Origin of the sequence: Caballeronia sp. SBC1, assembly GCF_011493005.1 — a bacterium.
In the GTDB taxonomy this organism is placed as follows: domain Bacteria; phylum Pseudomonadota; class Gammaproteobacteria; order Burkholderiales; family Burkholderiaceae; genus Caballeronia.
In genome coordinates this window covers 1352257-1374838 of record NZ_CP049156.1, presented here as the reverse complement: position 1 = coordinate 1374838, position 22582 = coordinate 1352257, and the positions used below count along the sequence as shown (strand labels likewise).

Annotated in this window: 21 protein-coding genes and 1 pseudogene; 9 read left to right on the top strand and 13 right to left on the bottom strand. The window is 60.0% G+C overall.

Annotated elements, in window-relative coordinates; genetic code table 11:
- Nucleotides 1-38: 38 nt before the first annotated feature.
- On the bottom strand, nucleotides 39-953 hold the full coding sequence (locus SBC1_RS05970) for an alpha/beta fold hydrolase (protein WP_165088558.1): 915 nt from the start codon (nucleotides 951-953) through the stop codon (nucleotides 39-41).
- Nucleotides 950-1813, bottom strand: coding sequence for a ferritin-like domain-containing protein (locus SBC1_RS05965; RefSeq protein ID WP_165088554.1), 864 nt, complete (start codon nucleotides 1811-1813; stop codon nucleotides 950-952). The genes SBC1_RS05970 and SBC1_RS05965 overlap by 4 nt, the downstream gene beginning before the upstream one ends.
- A gap of 394 nt (nucleotides 1814-2207) precedes the next feature.
- On the opposite strand from SBC1_RS05965, the gene SBC1_RS05960 reads away from it, so the two are divergent.
- The 3 genes from SBC1_RS05960 (at nucleotide 2208) to SBC1_RS05950 (ending at nucleotide 4213) form a co-directional block, all read left to right on the top strand.
- Nucleotides 2208-2732: a gamma carbonic anhydrase family protein gene (locus tag SBC1_RS05960; protein ID WP_062091101.1), complete on the top strand. Its 525-nt coding sequence runs from the start codon at nucleotides 2208-2210 to the stop codon at nucleotides 2730-2732.
- A 71-nt stretch (nucleotides 2733-2803) separates the two neighbouring features.
- Nucleotides 2804-3748 (top strand): Hsp33 family molecular chaperone HslO, encoded by a 945-nt coding sequence (locus tag SBC1_RS05955; protein ID WP_165093086.1) that lies wholly within the window; start codon nucleotides 2804-2806, stop codon nucleotides 3746-3748.
- A 105-nt stretch (nucleotides 3749-3853) separates the two neighbouring features.
- The gene (locus SBC1_RS05950; protein WP_165088551.1) at nucleotides 3854-4213 is read left to right on the top strand and encodes a hypothetical protein; all 360 of its coding nucleotides are present in this window, start codon (nucleotides 3854-3856) and stop codon (nucleotides 4211-4213) included.
- 126 nt (nucleotides 4214-4339) lie between these two features.
- Here the strand turns inward: SBC1_RS05950 and ftsB are convergent, their stop codons facing one another.
- The 8 genes and pseudogenes from ftsB to SBC1_RS05905 form a co-directional block, all read right to left on the bottom strand.
- Nucleotides 4340-4795, bottom strand: coding sequence for a cell division protein FtsB (ftsB, locus tag SBC1_RS05945; RefSeq protein WP_089165639.1), 456 nt, complete (start codon nucleotides 4793-4795; stop codon nucleotides 4340-4342).
- A gap of 131 nt (nucleotides 4796-4926) precedes the next feature.
- A complete protein-coding gene (gene eno, locus SBC1_RS05940; protein WP_097262069.1) occupies nucleotides 4927-6210 on the bottom strand; it encodes a phosphopyruvate hydratase in 1284 nt (427 codons plus the stop codon).
- Nucleotides 6211-6291: 81 nt separating this feature from the next.
- Complete coding sequence (locus tag SBC1_RS40485; RefSeq protein ID WP_370469584.1) at nucleotides 6292-6417, bottom strand: DUF1330 domain-containing protein; 126 nt, start codon at nucleotides 6415-6417, stop codon at nucleotides 6292-6294.
- Nucleotides 6418-6683: 266 nt separating this feature from the next.
- A complete protein-coding gene (gene kdsA / locus SBC1_RS05925) occupies nucleotides 6684-7538 on the bottom strand; it encodes a 3-deoxy-8-phosphooctulonate synthase (protein WP_165088542.1) in 855 nt (284 codons plus the stop codon).
- Complete coding sequence (locus tag SBC1_RS05920; protein ID WP_165088539.1) at nucleotides 7535-9262, bottom strand: CTP synthase; 1728 nt, start codon at nucleotides 9260-9262, stop codon at nucleotides 7535-7537. The genes kdsA and SBC1_RS05920 overlap by 4 nt, the downstream gene beginning before the upstream one ends.
- A 151-nt stretch (nucleotides 9263-9413) precedes the next feature.
- Complete coding sequence (locus tag SBC1_RS05915) at nucleotides 9414-10286, bottom strand: alpha/beta fold hydrolase (protein WP_165088535.1); 873 nt, start codon at nucleotides 10284-10286, stop codon at nucleotides 9414-9416.
- A 45-nt stretch (nucleotides 10287-10331) separates the two neighbouring features.
- Complete coding sequence (locus SBC1_RS05910) at nucleotides 10332-12896, bottom strand: DNA internalization-related competence protein ComEC/Rec2 (RefSeq protein WP_165088531.1); 2565 nt, start codon at nucleotides 12894-12896, stop codon at nucleotides 10332-10334.
- 92 nt (nucleotides 12897-12988) lie between these two features.
- Nucleotides 12989-13174 (bottom strand): annotated as a pseudogene (locus tag SBC1_RS05905) (TatD family hydrolase); the annotation flags it as partial.
- 262 nt (nucleotides 13175-13436) lie between these two features.
- Here SBC1_RS05905 and SBC1_RS39605 point away from each other — a divergent pair.
- Nucleotides 13437-14156, top strand: coding sequence for a hypothetical protein (locus SBC1_RS39605; protein ID WP_206366020.1), 720 nt, complete (start codon nucleotides 13437-13439; stop codon nucleotides 14154-14156).
- A gap of 43 nt (nucleotides 14157-14199) precedes the next feature.
- On the opposite strand, the gene SBC1_RS05895 is transcribed toward SBC1_RS39605, so the two are convergent.
- Genes SBC1_RS05895 through SBC1_RS05885 form a run of 3 tightly spaced genes read right to left on the bottom strand, consistent with a single transcriptional unit; the run spans nucleotide 14200 to nucleotide 16975 of the window.
- Nucleotides 14200-14988 carry a TatD family hydrolase gene (locus SBC1_RS05895; RefSeq protein WP_165088528.1) on the bottom strand — a complete coding sequence of 263 codons (789 nt, stop codon included), beginning with the start codon at nucleotides 14986-14988 and terminating at the stop codon, nucleotides 14200-14202.
- Between the two features lie 33 nt (nucleotides 14989-15021).
- A complete protein-coding gene (gene lolD, locus SBC1_RS05890) occupies nucleotides 15022-15729 on the bottom strand; it encodes a lipoprotein-releasing ABC transporter ATP-binding protein LolD (RefSeq protein WP_165088523.1) in 708 nt (235 codons plus the stop codon).
- Complete coding sequence (locus tag SBC1_RS05885; protein WP_165088520.1) at nucleotides 15722-16975, bottom strand: lipoprotein-releasing ABC transporter permease subunit; 1254 nt, start codon at nucleotides 16973-16975, stop codon at nucleotides 15722-15724. Before SBC1_RS05885 ends, lolD begins: the two co-directional genes overlap by 8 nt.
- A gap of 462 nt (nucleotides 16976-17437) precedes the next feature.
- Between SBC1_RS05885 and SBC1_RS05880 the strand changes: the two genes are divergently transcribed.
- The 5 genes from SBC1_RS05880 (at nucleotide 17438) to prfB (ending at nucleotide 22460) form a co-directional block, all read left to right on the top strand.
- Nucleotides 17438-17725 (top strand): type II toxin-antitoxin system RelE/ParE family toxin, encoded by a 288-nt coding sequence (locus SBC1_RS05880; protein WP_165088515.1) that lies wholly within the window; start codon nucleotides 17438-17440, stop codon nucleotides 17723-17725.
- A gap of 12 nt (nucleotides 17726-17737) precedes the next feature.
- Nucleotides 17738-18040 carry a HigA family addiction module antitoxin gene (locus SBC1_RS05875; protein WP_165088512.1) on the top strand — a complete coding sequence of 101 codons (303 nt, stop codon included), beginning with the start codon at nucleotides 17738-17740 and terminating at the stop codon, nucleotides 18038-18040.
- A gap of 305 nt (nucleotides 18041-18345) precedes the next feature.
- On the top strand, nucleotides 18346-19455 hold the full coding sequence (locus SBC1_RS05870; RefSeq protein ID WP_165088509.1) for a regulator: 1110 nt from the start codon (nucleotides 18346-18348) through the stop codon (nucleotides 19453-19455).
- A 77-nt stretch (nucleotides 19456-19532) separates the two neighbouring features.
- Nucleotides 19533-21239 carry a single-stranded-DNA-specific exonuclease RecJ gene (gene recJ / locus SBC1_RS05865; RefSeq protein WP_165088506.1) on the top strand — a complete coding sequence of 569 codons (1707 nt, stop codon included), beginning with the start codon at nucleotides 19533-19535 and terminating at the stop codon, nucleotides 21237-21239.
- Nucleotides 21240-21355: 116 nt separating this feature from the next.
- Nucleotides 21356-22460 (top strand): peptide chain release factor 2 gene (gene prfB / locus SBC1_RS05860; RefSeq protein ID WP_165088503.1). Its coding sequence is split into 2 segments (ribosomal slippage): nucleotides 21356-21436 and nucleotides 21438-22460, totalling 1104 coding nucleotides; the frame shifts between segments, so codons are not numbered across the junction.
- Nucleotides 22461-22582: the final 122 nt, after the last annotated feature.

Genomic DNA, 22582 nt, shown 5'->3' with positions numbered 1-22582 from the left:
GACCGCTCGTTCGATTGCACAATCCAGCGCCGCCGGGCTCAAGCGCAAAACGTTTCGATCAGCGCCGCCACTTGCTCGGGCTGATCGTGATGAAGCATATGGCCGGCGTGATCGATGATCTCCTCGCGCCAGTCGGTAAAAGCCTTGAAACGCTGCTTGAATTCGTCGATTGGAACGTCGCCGGCAATCATCGCGAGGGTGGGCGACGCCAGCGCTTCGACGTGCAGGACTTTCGCCCGAACCTTCGACCAGACGGCCATCACCTCATCCAGCCGATACAGCATCGGCCCACGCATTTTGTGCGCGGGATCGGCGAGCAGATGCAAACGGCCGGTATCGTCGGGTTTAGCCCAGTGCTGGGCCAAAAAGCGTGCTTTCGCCAGCGGCAGGCGCGGATTCGTGCGGATCAGCCGCTGGGCGACGTCGTCGAGCGTCGCGTACGTGTTTAGCGTTGGCTGTGCGCGCAAATCGTCCAGCCATTGCGTGATCCGTGCGGGCGAACGCTCCGGCTTGGTGGCTGCCATGCCGAATCCCTCCAGATCCACCACGCGGCGCACCCGCTCCGGCCGCACGCCCGCGTACAGGCAAACAACGTTCGCGCCCATGCTGTGGCCCACCAGGTTCACCGGCTTCCCACGCAGCGACGCGGGCGCAATCTTGTCGTAATGGTCGAGCAGCGCATCAAGATCGGCCAGGTAGTCCTGGAACCAGTAATGGCCGCTCTTGCCCTGCGCGACCGGCCAGTCCGACAGCCCGAAACCGCGCGCATCGGGCGCGATCACCTGCCAGTCGCCAGCGAGGGCATCGACGACAAATTGAAACGATGCCGAAATATCCATCCAGCCATGCAGCATGAACAGCGTGGGCGCGTCGGGTGATCCCCATCGGCGCACGTGCAGCCGCGTGCCGCGCGTGGTGACGAATTCGGAAACGGGCGTTTTGAGAGGGGTCATCGGGGATTTAAGGCAGTTTCAATGGAATCGATGTCGTCCAGACCCGCAAGCGCGCGTAGTTCGGCTTCGTCGAAACCGGCGTCGCGACGCGCTTCGAAGTTGAACGGACCGCGTAGTTTGGGGGCGTGATATTGCTCGGCGAGTTGCGCGTAGGTGGCGTGCGGATCGGCACCGGACTCGCTGCACAGGTGCCGGAACCAGTGATTGCCAATCAGCACGTGGCCGATTTCATCGTGAAGAATCACGTCGAGAATGGCCGCGGATGCGTGGTCGCCCGCTTGAGCGAGGCGCCGGCGAATCGGCGGCGCAGCGTCCAGCCCGCGCGCCTCCAGCGTGCGCGGCACGAGCGCCATGCGGGCAAGCACGTCACCCCGCGTACGCTCCGCCATCTCCCACAGGCCGTCGTGCGCGGGAAAATCGCCGTACTGATGGCCGAATTCCGCCAGACGCGCGCTCAGCAATGAAAAGTGGCGCGACTCCTCGGCGGCAACCTTGAACCAGTCGCGGTAAAACGCGTCGGGCATTGAAGGAAAACGCCAGACGGCATCGAGCGCCAGGTTGATCGCGTTGAATTCGATATGCGCCAGTGCGTGCAGCAACACTGCACGCCCCGCGTCCGATTGCATGCTGCGGCGTTTTAGCGATGACGGCGCAACCAGTTCCGGCGATGCAGGGCGCCCGGGCAGATCGAGTGGATCGGGAATGTGGGCAGTGGCGTCGAGCGTGGTGTGCCCCGACAGCAAACGCTCGTAGAACCGCTGGGCAGCGCTCGCCTTGGTGGCGGGATCCCGCTCCCGAAGCAAACCTAGCGCTGTCGGACGGACGCTGGTGGACGCAGAATAATCGAGCTGTTCGGACATGATTCAGGATGCTTTGGGTTACTTATGTGGTGCTTTTAAACGGTAGCGGTTGATCGGCACAGTCGTCAGATTCGCGCTCGCGCGAGAAAGCCTCTTCAAATACGCCGGCTTGGAATTCCGGGTTCAGAACCCGTCGATCAGGCCCGTAAAAGCCGGGCCGCACGTCGCCTTGGCGCAACCGGCTAAAATAGCACTTTCGGCGGAATACTTTTGGCAGGAAGCTTTGGCAGAAAGCGCGCCGGCGCCGCAGTCTATAGCATCGACTCGACCGGCCTGAAACCGCCTGGGACTGAAATTCCAACCGATTTCATTCGATCGTACCGGTCGCCCGCGTCCCAGGCCGGTAGGCCATTCCGCCCATCATGGCTCAAGGCAAGCACTCACAGGAGACACAGTGGCAATCTATAAGCTTGGCGATGCCGCCCCGACCATCCACGAAAGCGTATTTGTCGCTGATACGGCGACCATCATCGGCCGTGTGACGCTGGAAGAAAATTCAAGCGTCTGGTTCGGCGCCGCGCTACGCGGCGATAACGAGCCCATCGTGCTCGGCCAAGGAAGCAACATCCAGGAAGGCGCGGTGCTGCATACCGACCCGGGTTATCCGCTGACGATTGAAGCGAATGTGACCATCGGCCATCAGGCCATGCTGCACGGCTGCACGATCAAGGAAGGCGCACTGATCGGAATTCAGGCCGTGGTCTTGAATGGTGCGGTCATCGGCCGCAACTGCCTGGTTGGCGCGGGCGCCGTGGTGACCGAAGGTAAAACCTTCCCAGACAATACCCTGATCCTCGGTGCACCCGCGAAAGCCGTGCGCGAGCTCACGGAAGCGGATATTGCCCAGATGCAGGCGGGGACGCGTGGTTACGCGGACCGCCGCGAATTTTACAAGGCGCAACTCGTGCGAATCGGCTAAACGCCGGTTGACACGCGTTACGCCGTCGATCAAAGGACTCAAGCGTGGTTAACGACCAGCTTCAAAAATTCATGTTCAACGCGGCGCCCGTGCGCGGCGAAATTGTCTCGCTGCGTGACACCTGGCAGGAAGTGCTCACGCGCCGCTCGTACCCCACGCCCGTGCGCAACGTGCTCGGCGAAATGATGGCCGCGTGCGCCTTGCTGTCGGCGAATCTCAAGTTCGACGGCACGCTCATTATGCAAATCTACGGCGATGGACCGGTGACCATGCTCGTCGTGCAATGCAATTCGGACTTGTCACTGCGGGCAACCGCGAAGCTGGCGGAATCCATTGAAGGCGCGAGCGAAGCACCCGTGCCAATTACGGATGACATGACGCTTCCCGACCTGCTCAACCGTAACGGCCACGGCCGTTGCGTGATCACGCTCGATCCGCGCGACAAAAAGCCCGGGCAGCAGGCTTATCAGGGGATCGTGCCGTTGAGCGGTGAGCATGGGCCGCTGGCGTCCATGGCGGAAGTGCTTGAACACTACATGCACCACTCCGAGCAACTCGACACGCGCATGTGGCTCGCCGCGAACACTGAGCGCGCCGTGGGCATGCTGCTGCAAAAGCTTCCCGGCGATGGCGGCATCGTTCCACATCCTGGCGAACACGATGCCGATACATGGCAGCGCGTTTGCCATCTCGGCGGCACGCTCTCGAACGAAGAGTTGCTGAAGGAAGAACCGGAAGTGGTGTTCAAACGGCTCTTCTGGCAGGAAAACGTGCAACATTTCGAGCCGGCGCAAGCGCGTTTCGAATGCACGTGTTCGCGCGAGAAAGTGGGCGGCATGCTCAAGATGTTGGGACGCGGCGAAGTCGACAGCGTGGTTGAAGAACGCGGCAGCGTGGAGGTCCACTGCGAGTTCTGTAACCAGCGCTACGAGTTCGATCCGGTAGATGTGGCACAACTTTTTGTTGCTGGAGAAATCTCACAAGGCGTGAGTCCGGCGCCAGATCAACGGCATTAAATCCATCCAGCCTCTCTGTAACAAGACGTCGCAGAATGGCTCTCCGCTGTGCCGCGGCGTGTCATCATCCGTTTCCGCTTAGTGTCCGGCCCGCTGGAGGTCGAAATGAAACCGTTGGGATGTGTATCGAAGAAACTGGCTGTAGCGTTGTCCGGCGCAACGCTGCTCGCGCTCGGCGGCTGCATGATGGACCCGCCAGGACCCTCGCCTATTTATAGCCGCTTGCCGGCCGCGCAGAATCAAGCGCCGCAGCCACTTTCGCAGGCCGAGCAGCAGCGCTATAACCAGATCGACCGGCAAGTGCTGGCCGAGCAGCAGCAGGCAATGGCGGCAGAGGCGGCCGCCCAGGCCTACTCGCAGTACTATCGGCCGCCGGTTACAGTGTACGGCGGATATTCGAGCGGCGGCTGGGGTAACCGATGGGGAACGGGCTTCGGCTACGGGTACCCGGGATATTATTGGTAGCGTCTCAAACGAGCCTCGTTCGTGCGTTGCTTGCCAGAAGGCCGCAGCGCGCAAGAAAAAAGCTGTTTCAACTCATGTTGAAACAGCTTTTTTTACATCCGATTGCTTCGATCGACGGGCCTGGAGCTAACCGCCCTGCTTCTTCTTGGCCGCGTCCATCTTGTCCTTCGTCGCTTGCCGTTCGAACGCCCGGCGCTCTTCCTTCGAACGCGACACCGGATTGGGCACGACACGTAACGGCGCGGCGGACACTTGCCCGCGCGTAGACGCACTCGATTGTGCGTTCACCGAGTTGGCGGGAGCCGGCGAATTCGGCGAGACGAACTGCACGAAGACCTCACTGTCCTTCATCATTCCCATCTCGTAACGCGCGCGTTCTTCAACGGCTGACGTGCCGTTCTGCAAGTCCGCCACTTCACCCTGCACGCGTTCGTTACGCAGTTTCAGGTCGGCGTTTTTCTTTGTCTGGTTGACGAGTTGCTGCTGCAGTTCGTGAACACGTAACCAGCCGCCGTGTCCCCACCACAGTGGATACTGGATCATCGCCAGCAGCAGGATCAGAACAAAGGTGACAATCCGCATTTAAGAGGCGAGAAAAACGCTAACACTTCAACTGTATTTGGCGCCGCCTCGCATTCAACAGAACACGAGACGGCGGACTGAATAAATCGGCGGCCGTCCAGACTAACTAACGTCGCAATCCAGCCGAATCTTTAGCGCAAATTGTAGAACGCCGACTTACCCGGATAACTCGCGATATCGCCGAGATCTTCTTCAATGCGTAGCAACTGGTTGTACTTCGAGATCCGGTCGCTCCGCGACAACGAACCCGTCTTGATCTGGCCAGCATTCAGACCGACCGCGATATCCGCAATGGTCGAATCTTCAGTTTCGCCCGAACGATGCGAGATGACCGCAGTGTAACCCGCGCGCTTCGCCATTTCGATTGCTGCAAAGGTTTCCGTCAACGTGCCGATCTGGTTGATCTTGATCAGGATCGAATTGGCGATGCCCTTGTCGATGCCTTCTTTCAGGATGCGCGTGTTCGTCACGAAGAGATCGTCGCCGACGAGCTGGATCTTCTTGCCGAGTTTGTCGGTGAGAATCTTCCAGCCGTCCCAGTCGCTTTCGTGCATGCCGTCTTCAATCGACACGATCGGAAATTTATCGGCGAGCGTAGCCAGGTAATCGGTGAATTCCGCCGACGACAACTGCAAACCCTCACCCGCGAGTTGATATTTGCCGTCGTGGTAGAACTCGCTTGCGGCGCAATCCAGCGCCAGCAAAACGTCTTCGCCTGCACGGTAACCGGCCTTCTCGATTGCCTGGACAATGGTCGACAAGCACTCGTCGTTGCTGCCGAAGTTCGGTGCGAAACCGCCTTCGTCACCCACCGCCGTGCTCATGCCACGATCGCTCAGGATCTTCTTCAGCGCGTGGAACACTTCAGCGCCGCAACGCAGTGCTTCGCGGAACGTCGGCTGGCTGACCGGAACGATCATGAATTCCTGGATGTCCAGGCTGTTGTTCGCGTGCGCGCCGCCGTTCACGATGTTCATCATGGGAACGGGCAATTGCATGGCGCCCGAGCCACCGAAGTAGCGATACAGCGGCAAGCCGGCTTCTTCTGCCGCCGCCTTCGCCACGGCCATGGAAACAGCCAGCATGGCGTTCGCACCGAGGCGCGACTTATTGTCGGTACCGTCGAGTTCGAGCAGGGTTTTATCGAGGAAAGCCTGTTCCGATGCATCGAGGCCCATGATGGCTTCGGAGATTTCGGTATTGATGTGTTCGACTGCCTTCAGCACGCCCTTGCCGCCGTAGCGGCCGGCTTCGCCGTCGCGCAATTCGATCGCTTCGCGCGATCCGGTGGATGCACCCGACGGCACCGCAGCGCGGCCCATCGTGCCCGACTCCAGCAGGACGTCACATTCGACGGTGGGATTGCCTCGCGAGTCGAGAATCTCGCGACCGATGATATCTACGATAGCACTCATGGTTTCCTCAAGAAATGACGGTGAATCAGGTCAGACAGCAGGTCGGTGTTTAACATCTTGCCAGTACGCGAGCGCCTGGCTTCAGAGGCCTTCTACGACCATCATGTTCAATTCTGCCGCGCCCGTTCGCACGTGGCGCGCCGCTTCGTATTGAGCGGAGTGATCCCATTTTTTTGGCCGTCTCGTAGTCAATCTCGCTGTCAACATAGTCAACGAATTCGAGTACGGCCGAGGGTGGGCGCATGGATCCTTCAAACGCCTCGCTCCGTCCTCCACGCACCAGAAACTTACCACCGTATGCTTCAATCGCCTTCACTGATAACGGCTATTACACGGTGAATTTATCGGGGTCAGACTTTCGCGTTCATGATGACGTAACCCTTCTTCGCCATGACACACCCCTGCCGGTACGCTGCGGATGTTGATGCTGGGCGAGCACCGGCGCTTGAATACACGCGGTGCCCGCTGCGTCTTTAACTGAAATCGTTCTCGAGAAACGGTCCGCGCTTCACGGCCCGATCCAACGCGACGAGTGTCTCCAGCAGTGCTTCCATTCTGTGCAGCGGTACGGCGTTCGGCCCGTCGGACTTCGCGTTCGCCGGGTCTGGATGCGTCTCCATGAACACGCCCGCAACACCTGTTGCAATCGCGGCACGCGCCAGCACCGGCACGAACTCGCGCTGGCCGCCTGAACTCGTGCCCTGCCCGCCCGGCAACTGGACGGAATGCGTGGCGTCGAAGACGACGGGCGCGTTGGTTTCCCGCATGATCGCGAGCGAGCGCATGTCGGAGACCAGATTGTTATAACCAAACGATACGCCGCGTTCGCACGCCATGAACCGGTCGTCCGACAAGCCGGCTTCGCGGGCAGCGTCGCGGGCTTTGTCGATGACGTTCTTCATGTCGTGAGGCGCAAGAAACTGACCCTTCTTGATGTTGACCGGCTTCCCTGAACGCGCGCACGCGTGAATGAAGTCAGTCTGACGGCACAGGAACGCAGGCGTTTGCAGCACGTCGACAACCGACGCAACCGCTTCAATCTCGTGCTCAGAGTGAACGTCGGTGAGAACCGGCAGGCCGAGTTGCTTTTTCACTTCGCCGAGAATCCGCAGGCCTTCGTCCATGCCAAGACCGCGGAACGACTTGCCGGAACTGCGATTGGCTTTGTCGTACGACGATTTGTAGATGAACGGCACGCCTATTTTTGCGCAGATTTCCTTGAGGCGGCCGGCGACGTCAATGGTCATTTGCTCCGACTCGACGACGCACGTGCCCGCGATCAGGAAAAACGGCTGGTCGAGACCAACTTCGAAATCACACAGCTTCATGCTTGCGCTCCGACGGAAACCGCCACGGCCGGCGCGGGTGCGTGTTCAGCAGTAGTGCTGCTCGCCACGCCGTTCGCCTTCAGCGCCAGATGATGCGCGCGCGCGGCTTCAACGAATTCCTTGAACAACGGATGGCCGTCGCGCGGTGACGACGTGAATTCCGGGTGGAACTGCACGCCGACGAACCACGGGTGCATGGATTCCGGCAGCTCCATCATTTCCGGCAAATCTTCGCTCGGCGTGCGCGCGCTGATCACCAGCCCGCCCGCCTCGAGTTGCGGCACGAAGCGGTTGTTCACTTCATAACGATGCCGATGGCGCTCGTTCACATCGGTGCCGTAGATACGCGCAGCCATGGTGCCGGGCTTGATCGGACATTTTTGTGAACCCAGGCGCATCGTGCCGCCCAGATCCGATTCTTCCGTGCGCTTCTCAACGCGGCCTGCGCGGTCATACCATTCGGTAATAAGCGCCACAACCGGGTTGGTCGTCGATGAATCGAATTCCGTGCTGTTCGCATCCGACAGACCGGCAACGTCGCGTGCGAATTCGATCACGGCCAGTTGCATGCCGAGGCAAATGCCCAGGTACGGCGTCTTCGACTCACGCGCGTAACGAATCGCCTTGATCTTGCCCTCTGTTCCACGCGCGCCGAAACCACCAGGCACGAGCACGGCGTCGAGATGCTTCAGAGCGGCTACGCCGTCCGTGTCGATCTGTTCGGAATCGATGTACTCGATGTTGACCTTCGTCGACGTATGAATGGACGCGTGCTTAAGCGCCTCGATCAACGATTTGTACGACTCGGTCAGTTCCACATACTTGCCGACCATGCCGATGGTGACTTCGTTCTGCGGATTCTCGAGCTTCTGGACGAGGCCGGCCCACATGCTGAGGTCAGCGGGTTTCGCCGTCAGCTTGAGCTCTTCGCAAATGATGTTGTCTAGACCCTGGTCGTGCAGCATCTGCGGAATCTTGTAGATGCTGTCCACGTCCCACACCGAAATGACCGCGTCTTCGGGAACATTGGAGAACAGCGAAATCTTCGCGCGTTCGTCGCCGGGAATCGGACGGTCCGCGCGGCACAGCAGCACGTGCGGCGAGATACCGATTTCACGCAGTTTCTGCACGCTATGCTGCGTGGGTTTCGTCTTGAGCTCACCCGCCGTCGCGATGTACGGCACAAGCGTCAGGTGCACGAAACACGCACTGTTGCGGCCGAGTCGCAGGCTCATCTGGCGCGCGGCTTCGAGGAACGGCAGAGATTCGATGTCACCCACCGTCCCTCCGATTTCCACGATAGCCACGTCGGGCTCGCCGCACGTGGCCGCAGCCGCGCCGCGTTGCAGGAACGCCTGGATTTCGTTGGTGATATGCGGAATGACCTGAACCGTCTTGCCGAGATATTCGCCCCGGCGTTCCTTGCGGATCACCGACTCGTAGATCTGACCGGTCGTGAAGTTATTGGCCTTGCGCATCTTCGTGCTGATGAAGCGCTCGTAATGGCCTAAGTCGAGGTCCGTTTCCGCACCGTCTTCCGTCACGAACACTTCCCCGTGCTGAAACGGGCTCATCGTGCCGGGGTCGACGTTGATGTAGGGATCGAGCTTTAAGAGGGTGACTTTCAGACCGCGCGATTCGAGGATCGCTGCGAGGGAAGCGGCGGCAATACCCTTGCCGAGGGAAGACACTACGCCGCCGGTGACGAATACATATTTGGTCATCGCTAGGTGCTCGCGGGAAAAACGGATTATACCCGAAAGGCGCCCCAGAACCCAGAGCGGGACGGGCCCGATTTACCGCGAGCGGCAGGTTTCGATCGGGGGTTTATCGGCGGCTTGAATGTGGCTTACTCAGGTGGCTTGCTAAGGTGGCCTACATCGCGTCTTGCCGCGGGGCGTGTTGTCCCCGCAACCCGTTAAGCGTGCGCTGCAATGCGCGCGCCGTTTCCACCGGGTGCTCCATTGGGAACAGATGACTGCCCTCGATCCATTCGAGATGCCCGCCCACAATACGCCGTGTCATGTCCAGCCCGACTTGGCGCACTTCCCTCGAATGCGTTCCCGCAATAAACCCGACCGGCACCGGCACGCCATGCGCAACCCGCGCACCCAGCGTGCGCGGCAGGGTTTTGTAGATGCGGAATTCGACCTCTCGATCGAAAGCGAGCTTGCGCTGGCGGTTAATGCCCGCCGCTTCATTGATACCTGCGATGCCACCTGCGTTACCCGCCTCCGCCGGAATCGCGAAATCGACGTAATCCGACAGCATCCGCTCGTCCCAGCGGGCAAACGCGGTTTTCGCGTGAAAGTGACGCCATGCGTCTTCGCGGCTCGGCCAGTGCGTGCGTCGATTTTTCGTGGCGGCGGCAGGCGAAAGCCGCGTGTCGAGCCCCGTCAATTGCGATAAACGCAACAAACTGCTGCGCCATCCAGCGATCACCGGCGAATCCAGCATCACGACACCTTTCACCCATTGCGGCCGCTTGAGCGCCGCCATCAGCGAGAGATAACCGCCCAGCGAATGGCCGACCAGCCACACTTTCGCGTCGGGCGGCCGTCGGGCGTCAATATCCTCGAGCAGTTGATCCACCAGATGCGGCCAGTCGCGCGTAACCGGGTACCGCGGATCGTGACCAAAACGTTCGACCGCACGAATTTCGTAGTCGTCGGCGAGTTCGGCGAAGATCGTCCGGTATGTCGATGCGGGAAACCCGTTCGCGTGCGAAAAATGCAGGATGTCTTTCAAGCGGCGTGCCCTCTCTTTTCTAATATGTCGTTCTTAACGTTGTGCTCACCGTCCCATCCAGTAACGCAGGTGCGTCTGCCTGAAACGTTCGATGGACACGTCCGCCGACACCTCCATGCGCGCCGCACCGTCTTCGTCGCTGCGCGATAACTCGATATGACGTAGTCGATACCGCTCGAAAACCGTCGGATGCGGATGGTTAAAACGGTTGCGGTAGCCTACCTGAAATACCGCGACGCGCGGCCTCACGGCGTCGAGGAAAGGCTCGGTAGACGACGTCTTGCTGCCGTGATGCGGCACTATCAGCACATCAGCCTGAAGCCAGGCGGGCTGACCTTGCCCGAGTTGCAACAGCTGGCGCTCGACGTCGGCTTCAATGTCGGCGGCCAAGAGCGCCGAGCGCCCCGCCGCGCTTGTCACTTTCAGCACGCATGACGTGGCGTTCGGTTTGGCCGCGAGCGGCCCAGGCTGTGGCCATAGCACGTCGAACACCACGCCGTCCCACTGCCAGCGCTGCCCCGCGACACAGCGCAACAAAGCGCTGCCGTGATCCTGTGCCGTCTTCCACAACGGTTCGCGCGGCCGCAGCGACGCCACGAATTGCCGGACCTGAATGCTCTCGAGCACCGCGGGTGCACCGCCCGAGTGATCGGAGTCCGAGTGGCTGATCATCAGCGTATCGAGTGTGGAGAGGCCGTGGGCGAATAGATACGGTACGACAAGCCGCTCACCCGCGTACGTGGATTCAGGGCCCGGACCCGCATCGAAGAGCAAGGTGTGGTGCGTGGTTTCGAGGACGACAGAAGATCCCTGGCCAATGTCGAGCGCCGTTACTCGAAACGTGCCGTTCGGAGGGGCTTGAGAGACAGGAAGCGCCAGCGGCAACCAGGTGAGCGGAGCGGCGAACCGCAGCGGCCAGCCGCGCGGAGCGAGCGCCCATATCACGCCAAACGCCGCAGCCGTAAGCGCAAAACCGTCCGGCTGCGGCAAACGCCAGAGCGTCCATGTGGGTCCAGACAGGTGGGCGAGCGCGTCGAACATCGGGGTCAGCATGCTATGCGCCGCGTGGTACGCAAATACGTCAAGCGGTGCGGGCAGCAAGACAGCCACCAGCACGGTCGGCGTAACGAGAAAGCTGATCCAGGGAATCGCGAACGCGTTGGCAAGCGGCCCCAGCAGTGGAATCTGGAAAAACCAGTACGCAGTGAGCGGCGCGAGTCCGAGTGTTATTGCGTACTGCACGCGCGCACTGGATGCGAGCCCGCGGCCGATGCGCCGTGCCGTAGGTCTGAGCCAAGCCAGCGAGCGAACGCGGATTCGCCCGATCGCGTCGCCAAGCCGGTCGCGGATGTGCCGGCGTGGTTGAGCGCCGCCTTCATCGTCAGATTCGTTCGTCGAGGGGCCCTCGTCTGGCTGGGGCGCCGCGAACTCCTCCGCGAAGCCCACCGATGCCTGCCGCCCACGCGATGCAATCGCAAACAGGATGGCCGCCACCGCGCAGAACGACAACCAGAATCCTGCTGCCGTCACCGCCCATGGATCCACCAATAGCACCAACGCCAGCGCCCAAGCGAGCACCAGCGAAGACGCCGGGCGGCGCCCGCTCAGCACAGCGAGCGCGACAAAGCACAACATCCACATCGATCGTTGCGCGGGAACGTTGAATCCGGCGAGCGCCGCGTAGAAAGCCGCGAATACAGCCGCGCCGGCTGCTGCCGCTTTTTGCGCCGATACGATCAACGGCGCTGGCAATCCGTGCCAGCGCAAGCGTCGCCATAACCCGCCGCTTAGTAGCGCCGCGAGCCCCGCGACAAAGCCAATATGCAGCCCGGAAATTGCCACCAGGTGACTCGTCCCGGTCGCGCGCAGCAAGGTCCAGTCGGCTTCGCTGACCACGTCTTGGGCGCCTGTTGCCAACGCCACGACAATGCCTCGATGCGCAGCGCCGTCGAGTGCCGTTAAAACGCGCTCGCGCAACCGCGCACGCCAACGATCGATAGTGAGCGCAAAGCCATGCGCATCAGTAGGTAAACGCCGCGCCGCACCCGGCACGGATACGTAACCGGTCGCACGAATGTTGCGGGCGAGCAGCGCCGCTTCAGCATCGCGACCACGAAAATTGGCATTGCCATGCGGGCGTTTTAATCGCGCGACCAGGGTCCATCGTTGGCCTGCCCAAAGAGCAGGAGGTGGCGCGGCGGCGGGACCACGTTTAGATGCATCCACCGCTATCCACGACAGTTGCACGACACGCGGGAAGTTCGGCAATGACGCATCGTTCGATTCGACCTCAAACAGGAACCGCGTGCTGTCCGCGCCTTGCATAGGCAATCCACGCACGAATCCGGTCAACTCGATGTTGCGGTTCTCAAATGCAACCGGCAATGCGCGTTGCAATCGCGTGTCCGCACGCCAGGCGGCGTAACCGAAGCCGACAATCAATGCAGCCGCAATCAGCGATGCCGCGCGAAACCGCGGAAAATAAACCGCGAGTGCGCCGGCAAGCCCGAGCATGAGCAAAAGCGCCCACAGAAAAAGAGCGCCGGGCAACACAGCCTGCTGCTGCAAGCAGGCGATTCCCAGCGCAAAGCCAATCAAGATACCCCGCACGCCCGCTCCTCAAAAACTCGACGCGAGCGCAGACGCATCGAAGACACCCACTGGCCTTCAATGCCTGCAATCGAACGAATACGAGAAACTGATTATGCGGAGATAAGGCCGAGTCGCGGCAGCGCGGCGTGCGCGTTAGCCGTTGTGCCTAATGAAAGCGTCATTTCATCGATACCGCGCAATTGCGCAAGCACCCGCGCAATACCCGGCACCTGATCCGGCGCATTGCGATGCTTGTACAGCCATGAAGGTGCAATATCGGGCGCGTCAGTTTCTATGGGCGCGCCAGCATCCGGGAAAGCGTCCTCATAATGCCAATGCCCACCCGCATATACAATTTTTAACGCGAAACCGAAGTAAACGGAGGGTTGAGAGCGGTTATAGTCACTGCCGACGAATCTAAATCAAGCCAACATCCAACGTCACCCGCTATCGAGATCGTCAGCCTGCGCGGCTCATATGATTCAAATCAACCAAACCCGCGCGTTGCAGACAGTTACACTGAACTGACTGACCCGGGTAAAACTCAAAGATAAAAAAATGTTACGTCAAATTGTAAAAAATTATTCCGTCATCTCTGAAATAACTGTTTCCGATCTCATTGCACGCGGTAATTCTGCGTCACCGAAAGGCGTTATTTTTCATATTTTGAATGACAATGCTTCCAGTGCAGAGGTGCTTGACATCGGGTTTGGAGGCGGTGGGTTCGGACAATTAATTCACAGCAATCCAGAAACCGCACACTGGGCGGTTGACGGCATAGATGGATTTCTCCCCAACTGCAATAACCAGACGCTATTCGACAAAAAAATATACCGGAACGTCTGGCACGGGTTAGCCCAGTCGTTGCCATCCGATAAACTTGCCGAATATAAAATAATCTGCCTCCTGGATGTTATTGAACATCTAAATCTGGAGACGGCTAAATGGCTGATGCGAACCCTGCTCACCAGCATGGGGGAGGAATCGTTTCTGTTTGTGAGTACCCCGCTATGGTTTTACCCGCAGGGAAATATCCAGAATGGTGATTTGGAAGAGCATTTAATCGGCATCCCTGCTTCATCAATGATGGCTTTAATACCGACTATGTATTCCGTTAGTAATCCGCTGGTTGGCGGGTTTGTCTATACAAAGAAGAGTCTTGACTTTATTGAGTTTTTTCAACCAACGACCGATCGAGGATTTTCATACGATCAGGGAATGGCTATCGCAAAAGCAGTCAATTTACAATGTACTCCAGGGCAACTTTATACGCTTTAACGCACCCCTCGGATGACAACTTCTGAGCGCACAAAAGAACTTGCTATGCGGAGATAAGGCCGAGTCGCGGCAGCGCGGCGTGCGCGTTAGCCGTTGTGCCTAAAGAAAGCGTCTTTTCATCGATACCGCGCAATTGCGCAAGCACCCGCGCGATGCCCGGCACCTGATCCGGTGCGTTGCGATGCTTGTACAGCCATGAAGGCGCAATATCGGGCGCATCGGTTTCGAGCACGATCGCGTCCAGCGGCAAATCTGCGGCAAGGCGTCGAATCTGGCGGGCGCGCTCGAAGGTCAGATTGCCGCCAAAACCCAGCCGCATGCCATGCGCGATGAACGCTTCGGCCTGCTGAAAACTGCCGTTAAACGCATGCGCAATACCGAGTTTGACTGAGAACACGCGCAGGCCCTTGAGTACTTTGTCTTGCGATTTACGCACATGGCAGATCACAGGCAACTCAAATTCGCGTGCGAGCTTGAGTTGCTCGTAATAGAAGAAAATTTGGCGCGCATCGTCGAGGCCGGGCACAAAATAGTCCAGCCCGATCTCACCAATACCCACAAACCTCGGATCATCCATGCTCGCGGCAATCTGCTCGCGCAGCACGCGCAGATCGTCGTCGTGTGCACGCGGCGTGCACAACGGGTGAATGCCGAGCGCGTAAGCACCGCCTTCAATGCGATGCGCAAGCGCCCGTACGCGGTCAAAATTCTGGCGCTCCACGCCCGGAATAACGATCCGCGAGACGCCCTCTTTCAATGCCGATGCGGCAACGGCATCGCGGTCGGCATCGAATTCGGATGCATCGAGATGGCAATGCGTGTCGATCCACATGCAACGCCTCCAGCATTCCAGCTTATTCCACCATTAAACAGGGACGACCGGCTCCTCGAACAGCACGCCGTCGCGCAAGCGCATGATGCGGTCGCAGCGCGCGGCGAGATCGGGATCATGCGTGACGATAACGAAGCTCGTTTCGAACGTCTGCGACAACTCCAGCATCAGGTTGAACACCGTATCCGCAGTAGCGCCGTCGAGGTTGCCAGTCGGCTCATCGGCGAGCACGCATGCCGGGCGCGTGACCAGCGCGCGTGCAATTGCCACGCGCTGGCGTTCGCCGCCCGACAATTCGCCTGGCCGATGTTTCGCCCGATGCCCGATCCCCACGCGATCGAGCACGGCCATGGCCTCCTTGCGTGCGTCCGTCTCGTTCATGCGGCGAATGCGTAGCGGCATCGCGACGTTATCGAGCGCGCTGAATTCCGCGAGCAAATGATGAAACTGATACACGAAGCCAAGCGCGCGATTACGCAGCTCGTTGCGTTCGCGTTCACGCAATGCCGTGAACGGTTTGCCCAGCAATGAAACCTTGCCTGCACTGGGTTCATCGAGACCGCCGAGCACGTGCAGCAGCGTACTTTTACCCGACCCCGATGCGCCTACGATCGCCAGTTTCTCGCCGCGCCGGACCTGCAATTCCGCGTTGTCCAGCACTTGCACGTTGAAGCCGCCCTGCACGAAAGTCTTCGAAATCGCCGATGCTTCGAGCACGATGTTGCTGTTGTTATCACTCATAGCGCAGTGCCTCCGCCGGGCGAACCTTCGCGCCGCGCCAGCTCGGATAGAGCGTCGCGAGCGATGACAATACGAATGCGATAAGGCCGATCCGCGCGACGTCCGCGGGGACGAGTTCGGACGGCAATTCACTGATGAAATATACCGATGGCGGCAGGAACTGCACGCCAAGCAGATGCTCGATCATGGGCACGAGCCACGGAATGCTCCATGCAATAAGACACCCCAGCGTCACGCCAAGCGCCGTTCCGATAAAGCCAATGGTCACGCCCTGGATCACGAAGATCTTCATGATCGAGCCGGGTTGCGCGCCAAGCGTGCGAAGGATGGCAATGTCCGCTTGTTTGTCAGTCACGGTCATCACCAGCGACGACACCAGGTTGAACGCCGCCACCGCAATAATCAGCGTCAGGATGATGAACATCATGCGTTTCTCGATCTGCACGGCCGAGAACCAGGTCTTGTTCTGCTGCGTCCAGTCACGAATATAAAGGTCGCCGGAGAGCGTGCGAGAAAGTTGCCGCGCGACTTCCGGCGCGCGCTGCATGTCCTTCAGCTTCAGGCGCACACCCGTGGGCGCTGGCAGCCGGAACAGCGCCTGCGCGTCTGCGATTGAAATCAGCGCCAGCGTGGAGTCGTATTCGTAGTGCCCCGACTCGAACACGCCGACCACGGTGAACTGCTTGAGCCGCGGCAGCATGCCCGCCGGCGTGATCGTGCCTTCGGGCGCGACCAGCGTGATCTTGTCGCCCGTGGTCACGCCGAGATTGGTCGCCAGATCCGCGCCCAGCACAATGCCGAAGCTGCCCGGCACGAGATCAGTGAGCTTGCCGCCCCGCATCTCCTTGCCGATGTCCGACACTTCCGGTTCCAGCGACGGCTCCACGCCTCGCAACGCCACACCGCTGACCGCGCCTTGACGCGTCAGTAGCGCCTGGGCGTCCACGTAGGGCGCCGCGCCGATCACTTCCGGATTCTTGCGCGCTTCCTGCGCGGTCAGTTGCCAGTTGGGCATGGACCCGGTCGGCGAGAATATTTCGACGTGCGCGAGCACGGACAACATGCGGTCGCGGACCTCTTTCTGGAACCCGTTCATGACCGAGAGCACGACGATCAGCGCCGCGACGCCAAGGGCGATACCAGCCATCGATACCAGCGCGATAAACGAGATAAAACCGTTGCCGGTGGTGCGTTTGCCGGCGCGGGTATAGCGCCAGCCGATCTGCCATTCGTAGGGAAGTTTCAAGCGATTCCTTTTCAGCGTTCTAACGTTCTTCGATCTTTACATCGCGCATTCGGCGCACGGCTGCTTTTTCTCTTTCTTTCTTTCTTTCTTTCAATCCACGCGCCCGTGAAGAGCACGACCAATGACTTGCGCCATTTTTTCTAACCCGACCCAGTCCACCAGGGGTGGCAACCACAACGCCTGTTTAATCCTTGGCGTATACGGGGGCACCGATCCGTCTGCGATCAAGCGCGAAGTTTGCCACACAATTCTTAGCCACTCCTTTAGCCCGCATGACGCGGCGGAGGGAAAAACGATGCCGCAAGCCACCATGCTGGCCATTCGGACGATTTCCCACGCCCATGTCGCCGTTCATACTCGACCGGCTCACCCGCGCAGCGCTATCTCTTCAGAAACTCGGCTCCAAGCCGCTGCAGCGGTTCATCACCCCAACCATTGACGTATTACGCTACACGTAATACGATGAGCATAATGATACAAACGTTCCGATGCAAGGACACTCAGGCACTTTACGAAGGCGGAACGCCGAAACGGTTTCGGGCAATCGCTGATGTCGCGATCAGAAGGCTCTCAGCACTGGACGCTGCGGTGGAAATACGTGACCTGAAATCGCCGCCCGGTAACCGGCTCGAATCCCTTGCCGGCGATCGGCGCGGTCAGCTCAGCATCCGGATTAACGGGCAATGGCGCGTTTGTTTCAAATGGACGACGAAGGGTCTTGTCGACGTCGAAATCATCGACTATCACTGAATGGGGAAGCACATGTCCAAGAACGGCATGCGTCCGGTTCATCCGGGCGAGGTCTTGCGGGAAGACTATCTGGTTCCGCTCGAAATGAGCGTGAACGCGTTGGCTCTGGCGTTGAACGTGCCGGCTACGCGTATGCATGAAATCGTGAAGGAACGGCGTGGCATCACAGCCGACACCGCCTATCGCCTTGCACGCTACTTCGACTCCACACCCGAGTTCTGGCTGAATCTCCAAGCCATGTATGACCTGAAAACATTGCCAACGCGCACGGAAATCGACCGCAAGGTTGAGCCGCGTGAGTTGTCGCGTGCGTGAAGCGTCGAGCTGGGCAGTAAGAGAAATGTGCTGCGCCCTGGCTCCGGGTGTCGTCGCAAAGCCTTGGGGCGAGGCCTTCAGAGTCGGGTCGAGCAAACTTATTCGCAAGCGCTGAAGCCCGTGCCAGCGTGCAATCCGCGCACGTTCACCGCTGCAGCCCGGCCTCAGCTTTAACGTAGTCCAGGACCAACTTTCCGTGCCCGGCAGCTACCCGCGCATTACTTGCTACTTGTCACGCATAGGTAGCGTATTGCGCACAAGGCAAACGGCAAGCGCCCGGAAAACACCGCGTCCTTTGCCCTACAATGCGCAGCATCATGCCCACGCCCAAGCTCCCCGATCTTCACCTCCTCTTACCGTTCGCGCTGCCATCGGCCGCGGACGCCGCCACTGCGCTCCACCAGCTTGACCGTCCCGCGCTCGACCGGCTGATTGCCCGCGCGACGCTCGATGAGCGCGTGATCGGTGACGATTTCCAGCGCACGTTGCCGCATGAGCGCTGGATTGCGCGGCAATTTGGCGTGGTGAATGAGATTCCCGGACGAGCGGCCGACGAAGCGCCGCTCGCGCCCTATATGTTGCTCGCCGACGGCGGGATACCCGGCGACACCATCTGGGCATGCGTCGAACCGGTGCACGTACGGATCGCGCGTGACCATCTGGTGCTGATCGATCCGGCGACGCTGGGTATAGACGATCACGAAGCACGCACGTTATTCGATGTCGTCAAGCCGCTGATAGAAGACCTCGGACTGGTAATTCAGGCGCCGCAACCGGCACGCTGGTACGTCGCCGGGCCGAATCTCGGTACGCTCGCGGGCGCGTCGCCGTTGCGAGCGAGCGGTCGCAATATCGAAATCTGGCTGCCGCACGAAGCCGGCACCGGCGAGCGCTCGCGCGCGTGGATGAAGCTGCAGAATGAAGTGCAGATGGCGTGGTTCGAACATCCGCTTAACGAAGCGCGCGAAGCGCGTGGCTTGCCCTCGATCAATTCGATCTGGCTGCACGCGCAAGGCGCGCGTCGCAGCGTGACGAGCCCGTTCGCGCAGGTTATGTCGAAAGCGCCGGCCACGCGCGGCCTCGCGCTCGCCGCTGATGTTGCGCCACAAGCCCCGCCGGAATCTTTCGCCGCTTTTATGGCCTCAAAAACGACCAGCAAAGGCCGCGCGCTCGTCGAACTCGATCCGTTTTCCGCACCGTTCATCGAACAGGACTGGGCGCACTGGAACGACGCGCTCGGCACCCTGGAGCGCGATTGGTTCGCACCCGCCTTGGCCGCACTGGAAAATGGCACGCTCGGCACGTTGCGCCTTACGTTGTGCAGCGACACCGGCGTCGTGTCGCTGACCGTCACGCGCGGCGCGTTGCGTAAATTCTGGCGGCGGCGTCCGATCGCGGCGCTGCTTGTCGAATAAACGACGCGAATAAATAACGCGAATTAGCGAAGCGAATAAATGAATCGAATGAAACGAATCATCACCGGCCTGTCCGCATGACCCGAATCGTCACTCGCGCCCCCTCTCCCGCCGATGCCGCCGTCCTCATGCGTCATGGCGTTCATCCTGTCATTGCGCGTCTGTACGCGTCGCGTGGGGTGTGTTCGCCGGAGGAGATCGAGACCGAACTCAAAAAATTGCACGCGCCCATCGGGCTGAAAGGTTGCGATGAAGCCGCCGCCGTTCTCGCCGACGCGCTCGCGTCGAAACGCCGCATGCTGGTCGTCGCCGACTACGATTGCGATGGCGCCACCGCCTGCGCCGTTGCCGTGCGCGGCTTGCGAATGTTCGGCGCACAGATCGATTACCTGGTGCCAAACCGGTTCGAATACGGCTATGGCCTGACGCCCGAAATCGTCGCGCTGGCCGCGAGCCGCGCAGGCGGGAAGCCCGATCTGCTGATCACCGTGGACAACGGCATTGCGAGCGTGGATGGCGTCGAGGCCGCGAATGCATTGGGTATCGACGTGCTGGTGACCGATCACCATCTACCCGGCGACGATCTGCCGCCCGCGCGCGCGATCGTGAATCCCAACCAGCCGGGCTGCACGTTTGAGAGCAAGTGCATCGCAGGTGTGGGGGTGATTTTCTACGTGCTGCTCGCATTGCGGGCAGAGTTGCGTCGACGCAATGCTTTCACCACCGACGCTCCCGAACCGCGTCTGGACGGCCTGCTCGATCTGGTTGCGCTCGGCACCGTGGCCGACGTCGTGAAGCTAGATCCGAATAACCGGATACTCGTCGCGCAGGGATTAAAGCGGATTCGCGCGGGACGGATGCAACCCGGCATCGCGGCGCTGTTTCGCGCGGCTGCGCGCGATGCACGCGCCGCGTCGGGATTCGATCTCGGTTTCGCGCTTGGGCCACGGCTGAATGCGGCGGGACGGTTATCGGATATGTCGCTCGGGATTGAATGCCTGATCACCGATGACATCGGTCGCGCGTGGGAATTGGCGCAGCAACTGGATTCGATCAATCGCGAGCGGCGGGAGATTGAGGCCGGAATGCAGGAGCAGGCGCTTGAGGAACTGGCGAGCATCGATCCGGCGGATTCGGCCACGCTGACGCTGTTTAATCCGGCGTGGCATCAGGGCGTGATCGGGATTGTCGCCGGGCGGCTGAAGGAGAAATTCCACCGGCCATCGTTCACATTTGCTCACGCCGATGAGAGCGGGGTTTTATCGAAGGGATCGGGGCGCTCGATTCCGGGGTTTCATCTGCGTGATGCGGTCGATCTGATTTCCAAGCGCGAGCCCGGCATGATCGTGAAATTCGGCGGCCATGCGATGGCGGCGGGGATGACGATTGTTACCGCCGACATTCCGCGGTTCACCGCGGCGTTTGAAGCCGTCGGACGCGAGTGGTTGAGCTCGGACGCGTTGTCCCGGGTGGTGGAAACCGATGGCGAGCTTGAGGACGCTTATTTCACGCCGCAGTTTGTCGAGTTGATCGATGGCGCGGTATGGGGGCAAGGTTTTCCGGCGCCTGTGTTTTCCGGGGAGTTTGAAGTGGCGTCCCAGGCGCTTGTCAAGGACAAGCATTTGAAGCTGCAATTGCGGCGCGGGCAGCAGCGGTTCAACGCTATCTGGTTTAATCACACGGAAACGCTGCCGGCGCGCACCGTCGTGGCGTACCGGCTGGTTTCCGATACCTGGAACGGGGTCGCCCGGGTACAGATGATTGTTGAGCATGCGGTTGGGTGAGAAAACGTAGGATGGCCAATGCGCTCGGGCCGAAGCCCAGCCTCATCCACCCGCCGATGCCTCTCTCTCGCTAAGCTATAATTTCCCTCTTAGCCAAAAAACCTGAAAACGACCAAATGGAAGCGGAACGTCTAAACGCAATCGAGAACCTCCTCGCCGACCTGCGCCGTCGCGCTGGCGAGCTCCGGGGGTATCTTTGACTACGACGCCAAAGCCCTGCGTCTCGACGAAGTCAACCGGGTACTAGAAGACCCGAACGTCTGGAACGACTCGAAAAACGCCCAAGCCCTGGGCCGCGAGAAAAAACTGCTGGACAACGTCGTCACAACGATCACGGACCTCGATAACGATCTTCGCGACACGCAAGATCTGTTCGACATGGGCCGCGAAGAAAACGACGAAGACACGCTCGTCTCATGTGAAGCGGACACGGCAGCGCTCGAAAAACGCGTTGAAGACATGGAATTCCGCCGGATGTTCTCGAACCCGGCCGACCCGAACAATTGCTTCATCGATATCCAGGCTGGCGCCGGCGGCACGGAAGCGTGCGACTGGGCAGCCATGTTGATGCGCCAGTACCTTCGTTATTGCGAACGCAAAGGTTTCAAGACTGAAGTTCTCGAAGAGTCCGACGGCGACGTGGCCGGTATCAAGAGCGCGACCATCAAGGTCGAAGGCGAATACGCCTACGGTTTCCTGCGCACGGAAACGGGCGTTCATCGGCTCGTGCGCAAGTCGCCCTTCGACTCATCAGGCGGACGCCATACGTCGTTTTCATCGATCTTCGTGTATCCGGAAGTCGACGATTCCATCGAAATCGATATCAATCCGGCCGACATTCGCACCGATACATATCGCGCTTCCGGCGCGGGCGGGCAGCACATCAACAAGACCGATTCGGCCGTGCGCCTGACTCACGCGCCCACCGGAATCGTGGTGCAGTGCCAAAACGATCGCTCGCAACACCGTAACCGCGCCGAAGCCATGCAAATGCTGAAAGCGAAGCTGTACGAGTTCGAAATGCGCAAGCGCCAGGTTGAGAAAGACAACCTGGAAAACAGCAAGACCGATGTAGGCTGGGGTCACCAGATCCGCTCATACGTGCTCGACAACAGCCGCATCAAGGACCTGCGCACCAACGTGGAAATCAGCAACACGAAAGCCGTGCTGGACGGCGACCTGGACGACTTCATCGGCGCAAGTCTTAAACAGGGCGTATAAGCAAACTCGAACAAACGTCGTGCAGGCGTCGTGCAAACGGCGCGGCTTCAGTAACACGCCGCCGCGCCAACCGCATCATCGTTGCGACGTTGCTTCATTCACGGCAATCCATCGCAGCATTG

Coding starts and splice junctions, on each gene's coding strand:
- SBC1_RS05875 (WP_165088512.1), top strand. CDS start 17,738: ATGTCCAAGAACGGCATGCGTCCGGTTCATCCGGGCGAGGTCTTGCGG.
- SBC1_RS05950 (WP_165088551.1), top strand. CDS start 3,854: ATGAAACCGTTGGGATGTGTATCGAAGAAACTGGCTGTAGCGTTGTCC.
- recJ (WP_165088506.1), top strand. CDS start 19,533: ATGACCCGAATCGTCACTCGCGCCCCCTCTCCCGCCGATGCCGCCGTC.
- kdsA (WP_165088542.1), bottom strand. CDS start 7,538: ATGAAGCTGTGTGATTTCGAAGTTGGTCTCGACCAGCCGTTTTTCCTG.
- SBC1_RS40485 (WP_370469584.1), bottom strand. CDS start 6,417: ATGTTGACAGCGAGATTGACTACGAGACGGCCAAAAAAATGGGATCAC.
- eno (WP_097262069.1), bottom strand. CDS start 6,210: ATGAGTGCTATCGTAGATATCATCGGTCGCGAGATTCTCGACTCGCGA.
- lolD (WP_165088523.1), bottom strand. CDS start 15,729: ATGAGTGATAACAACAGCAACATCGTGCTCGAAGCATCGGCGATTTCG.
- SBC1_RS05880 (WP_165088515.1), top strand. CDS start 17,438: ATGAGCATAATGATACAAACGTTCCGATGCAAGGACACTCAGGCACTT.
- SBC1_RS39605 (WP_206366020.1), top strand. CDS start 13,437: ATGTTACGTCAAATTGTAAAAAATTATTCCGTCATCTCTGAAATAACT.
- SBC1_RS05965 (WP_165088554.1), bottom strand. CDS start 1,813: ATGTCCGAACAGCTCGATTATTCTGCGTCCACCAGCGTCCGTCCGACA.
- SBC1_RS05920 (WP_165088539.1), bottom strand. CDS start 9,262: ATGACCAAATATGTATTCGTCACCGGCGGCGTAGTGTCTTCCCTCGGC.
- ftsB (WP_089165639.1), bottom strand. CDS start 4,795: ATGCGGATTGTCACCTTTGTTCTGATCCTGCTGCTGGCGATGATCCAG.
- SBC1_RS05955 (WP_165093086.1), top strand. CDS start 2,804: ATGTTCAACGCGGCGCCCGTGCGCGGCGAAATTGTCTCGCTGCGTGAC.
- SBC1_RS05895 (WP_165088528.1), bottom strand. CDS start 14,988: ATGTGGATCGACACGCATTGCCATCTCGATGCATCCGAATTCGATGCC.
- SBC1_RS05970 (WP_165088558.1), bottom strand. CDS start 953: ATGACCCCTCTCAAAACGCCCGTTTCCGAATTCGTCACCACGCGCGGC.
- SBC1_RS05870 (WP_165088509.1), top strand. CDS start 18,346: ATGCGCAGCATCATGCCCACGCCCAAGCTCCCCGATCTTCACCTCCTC.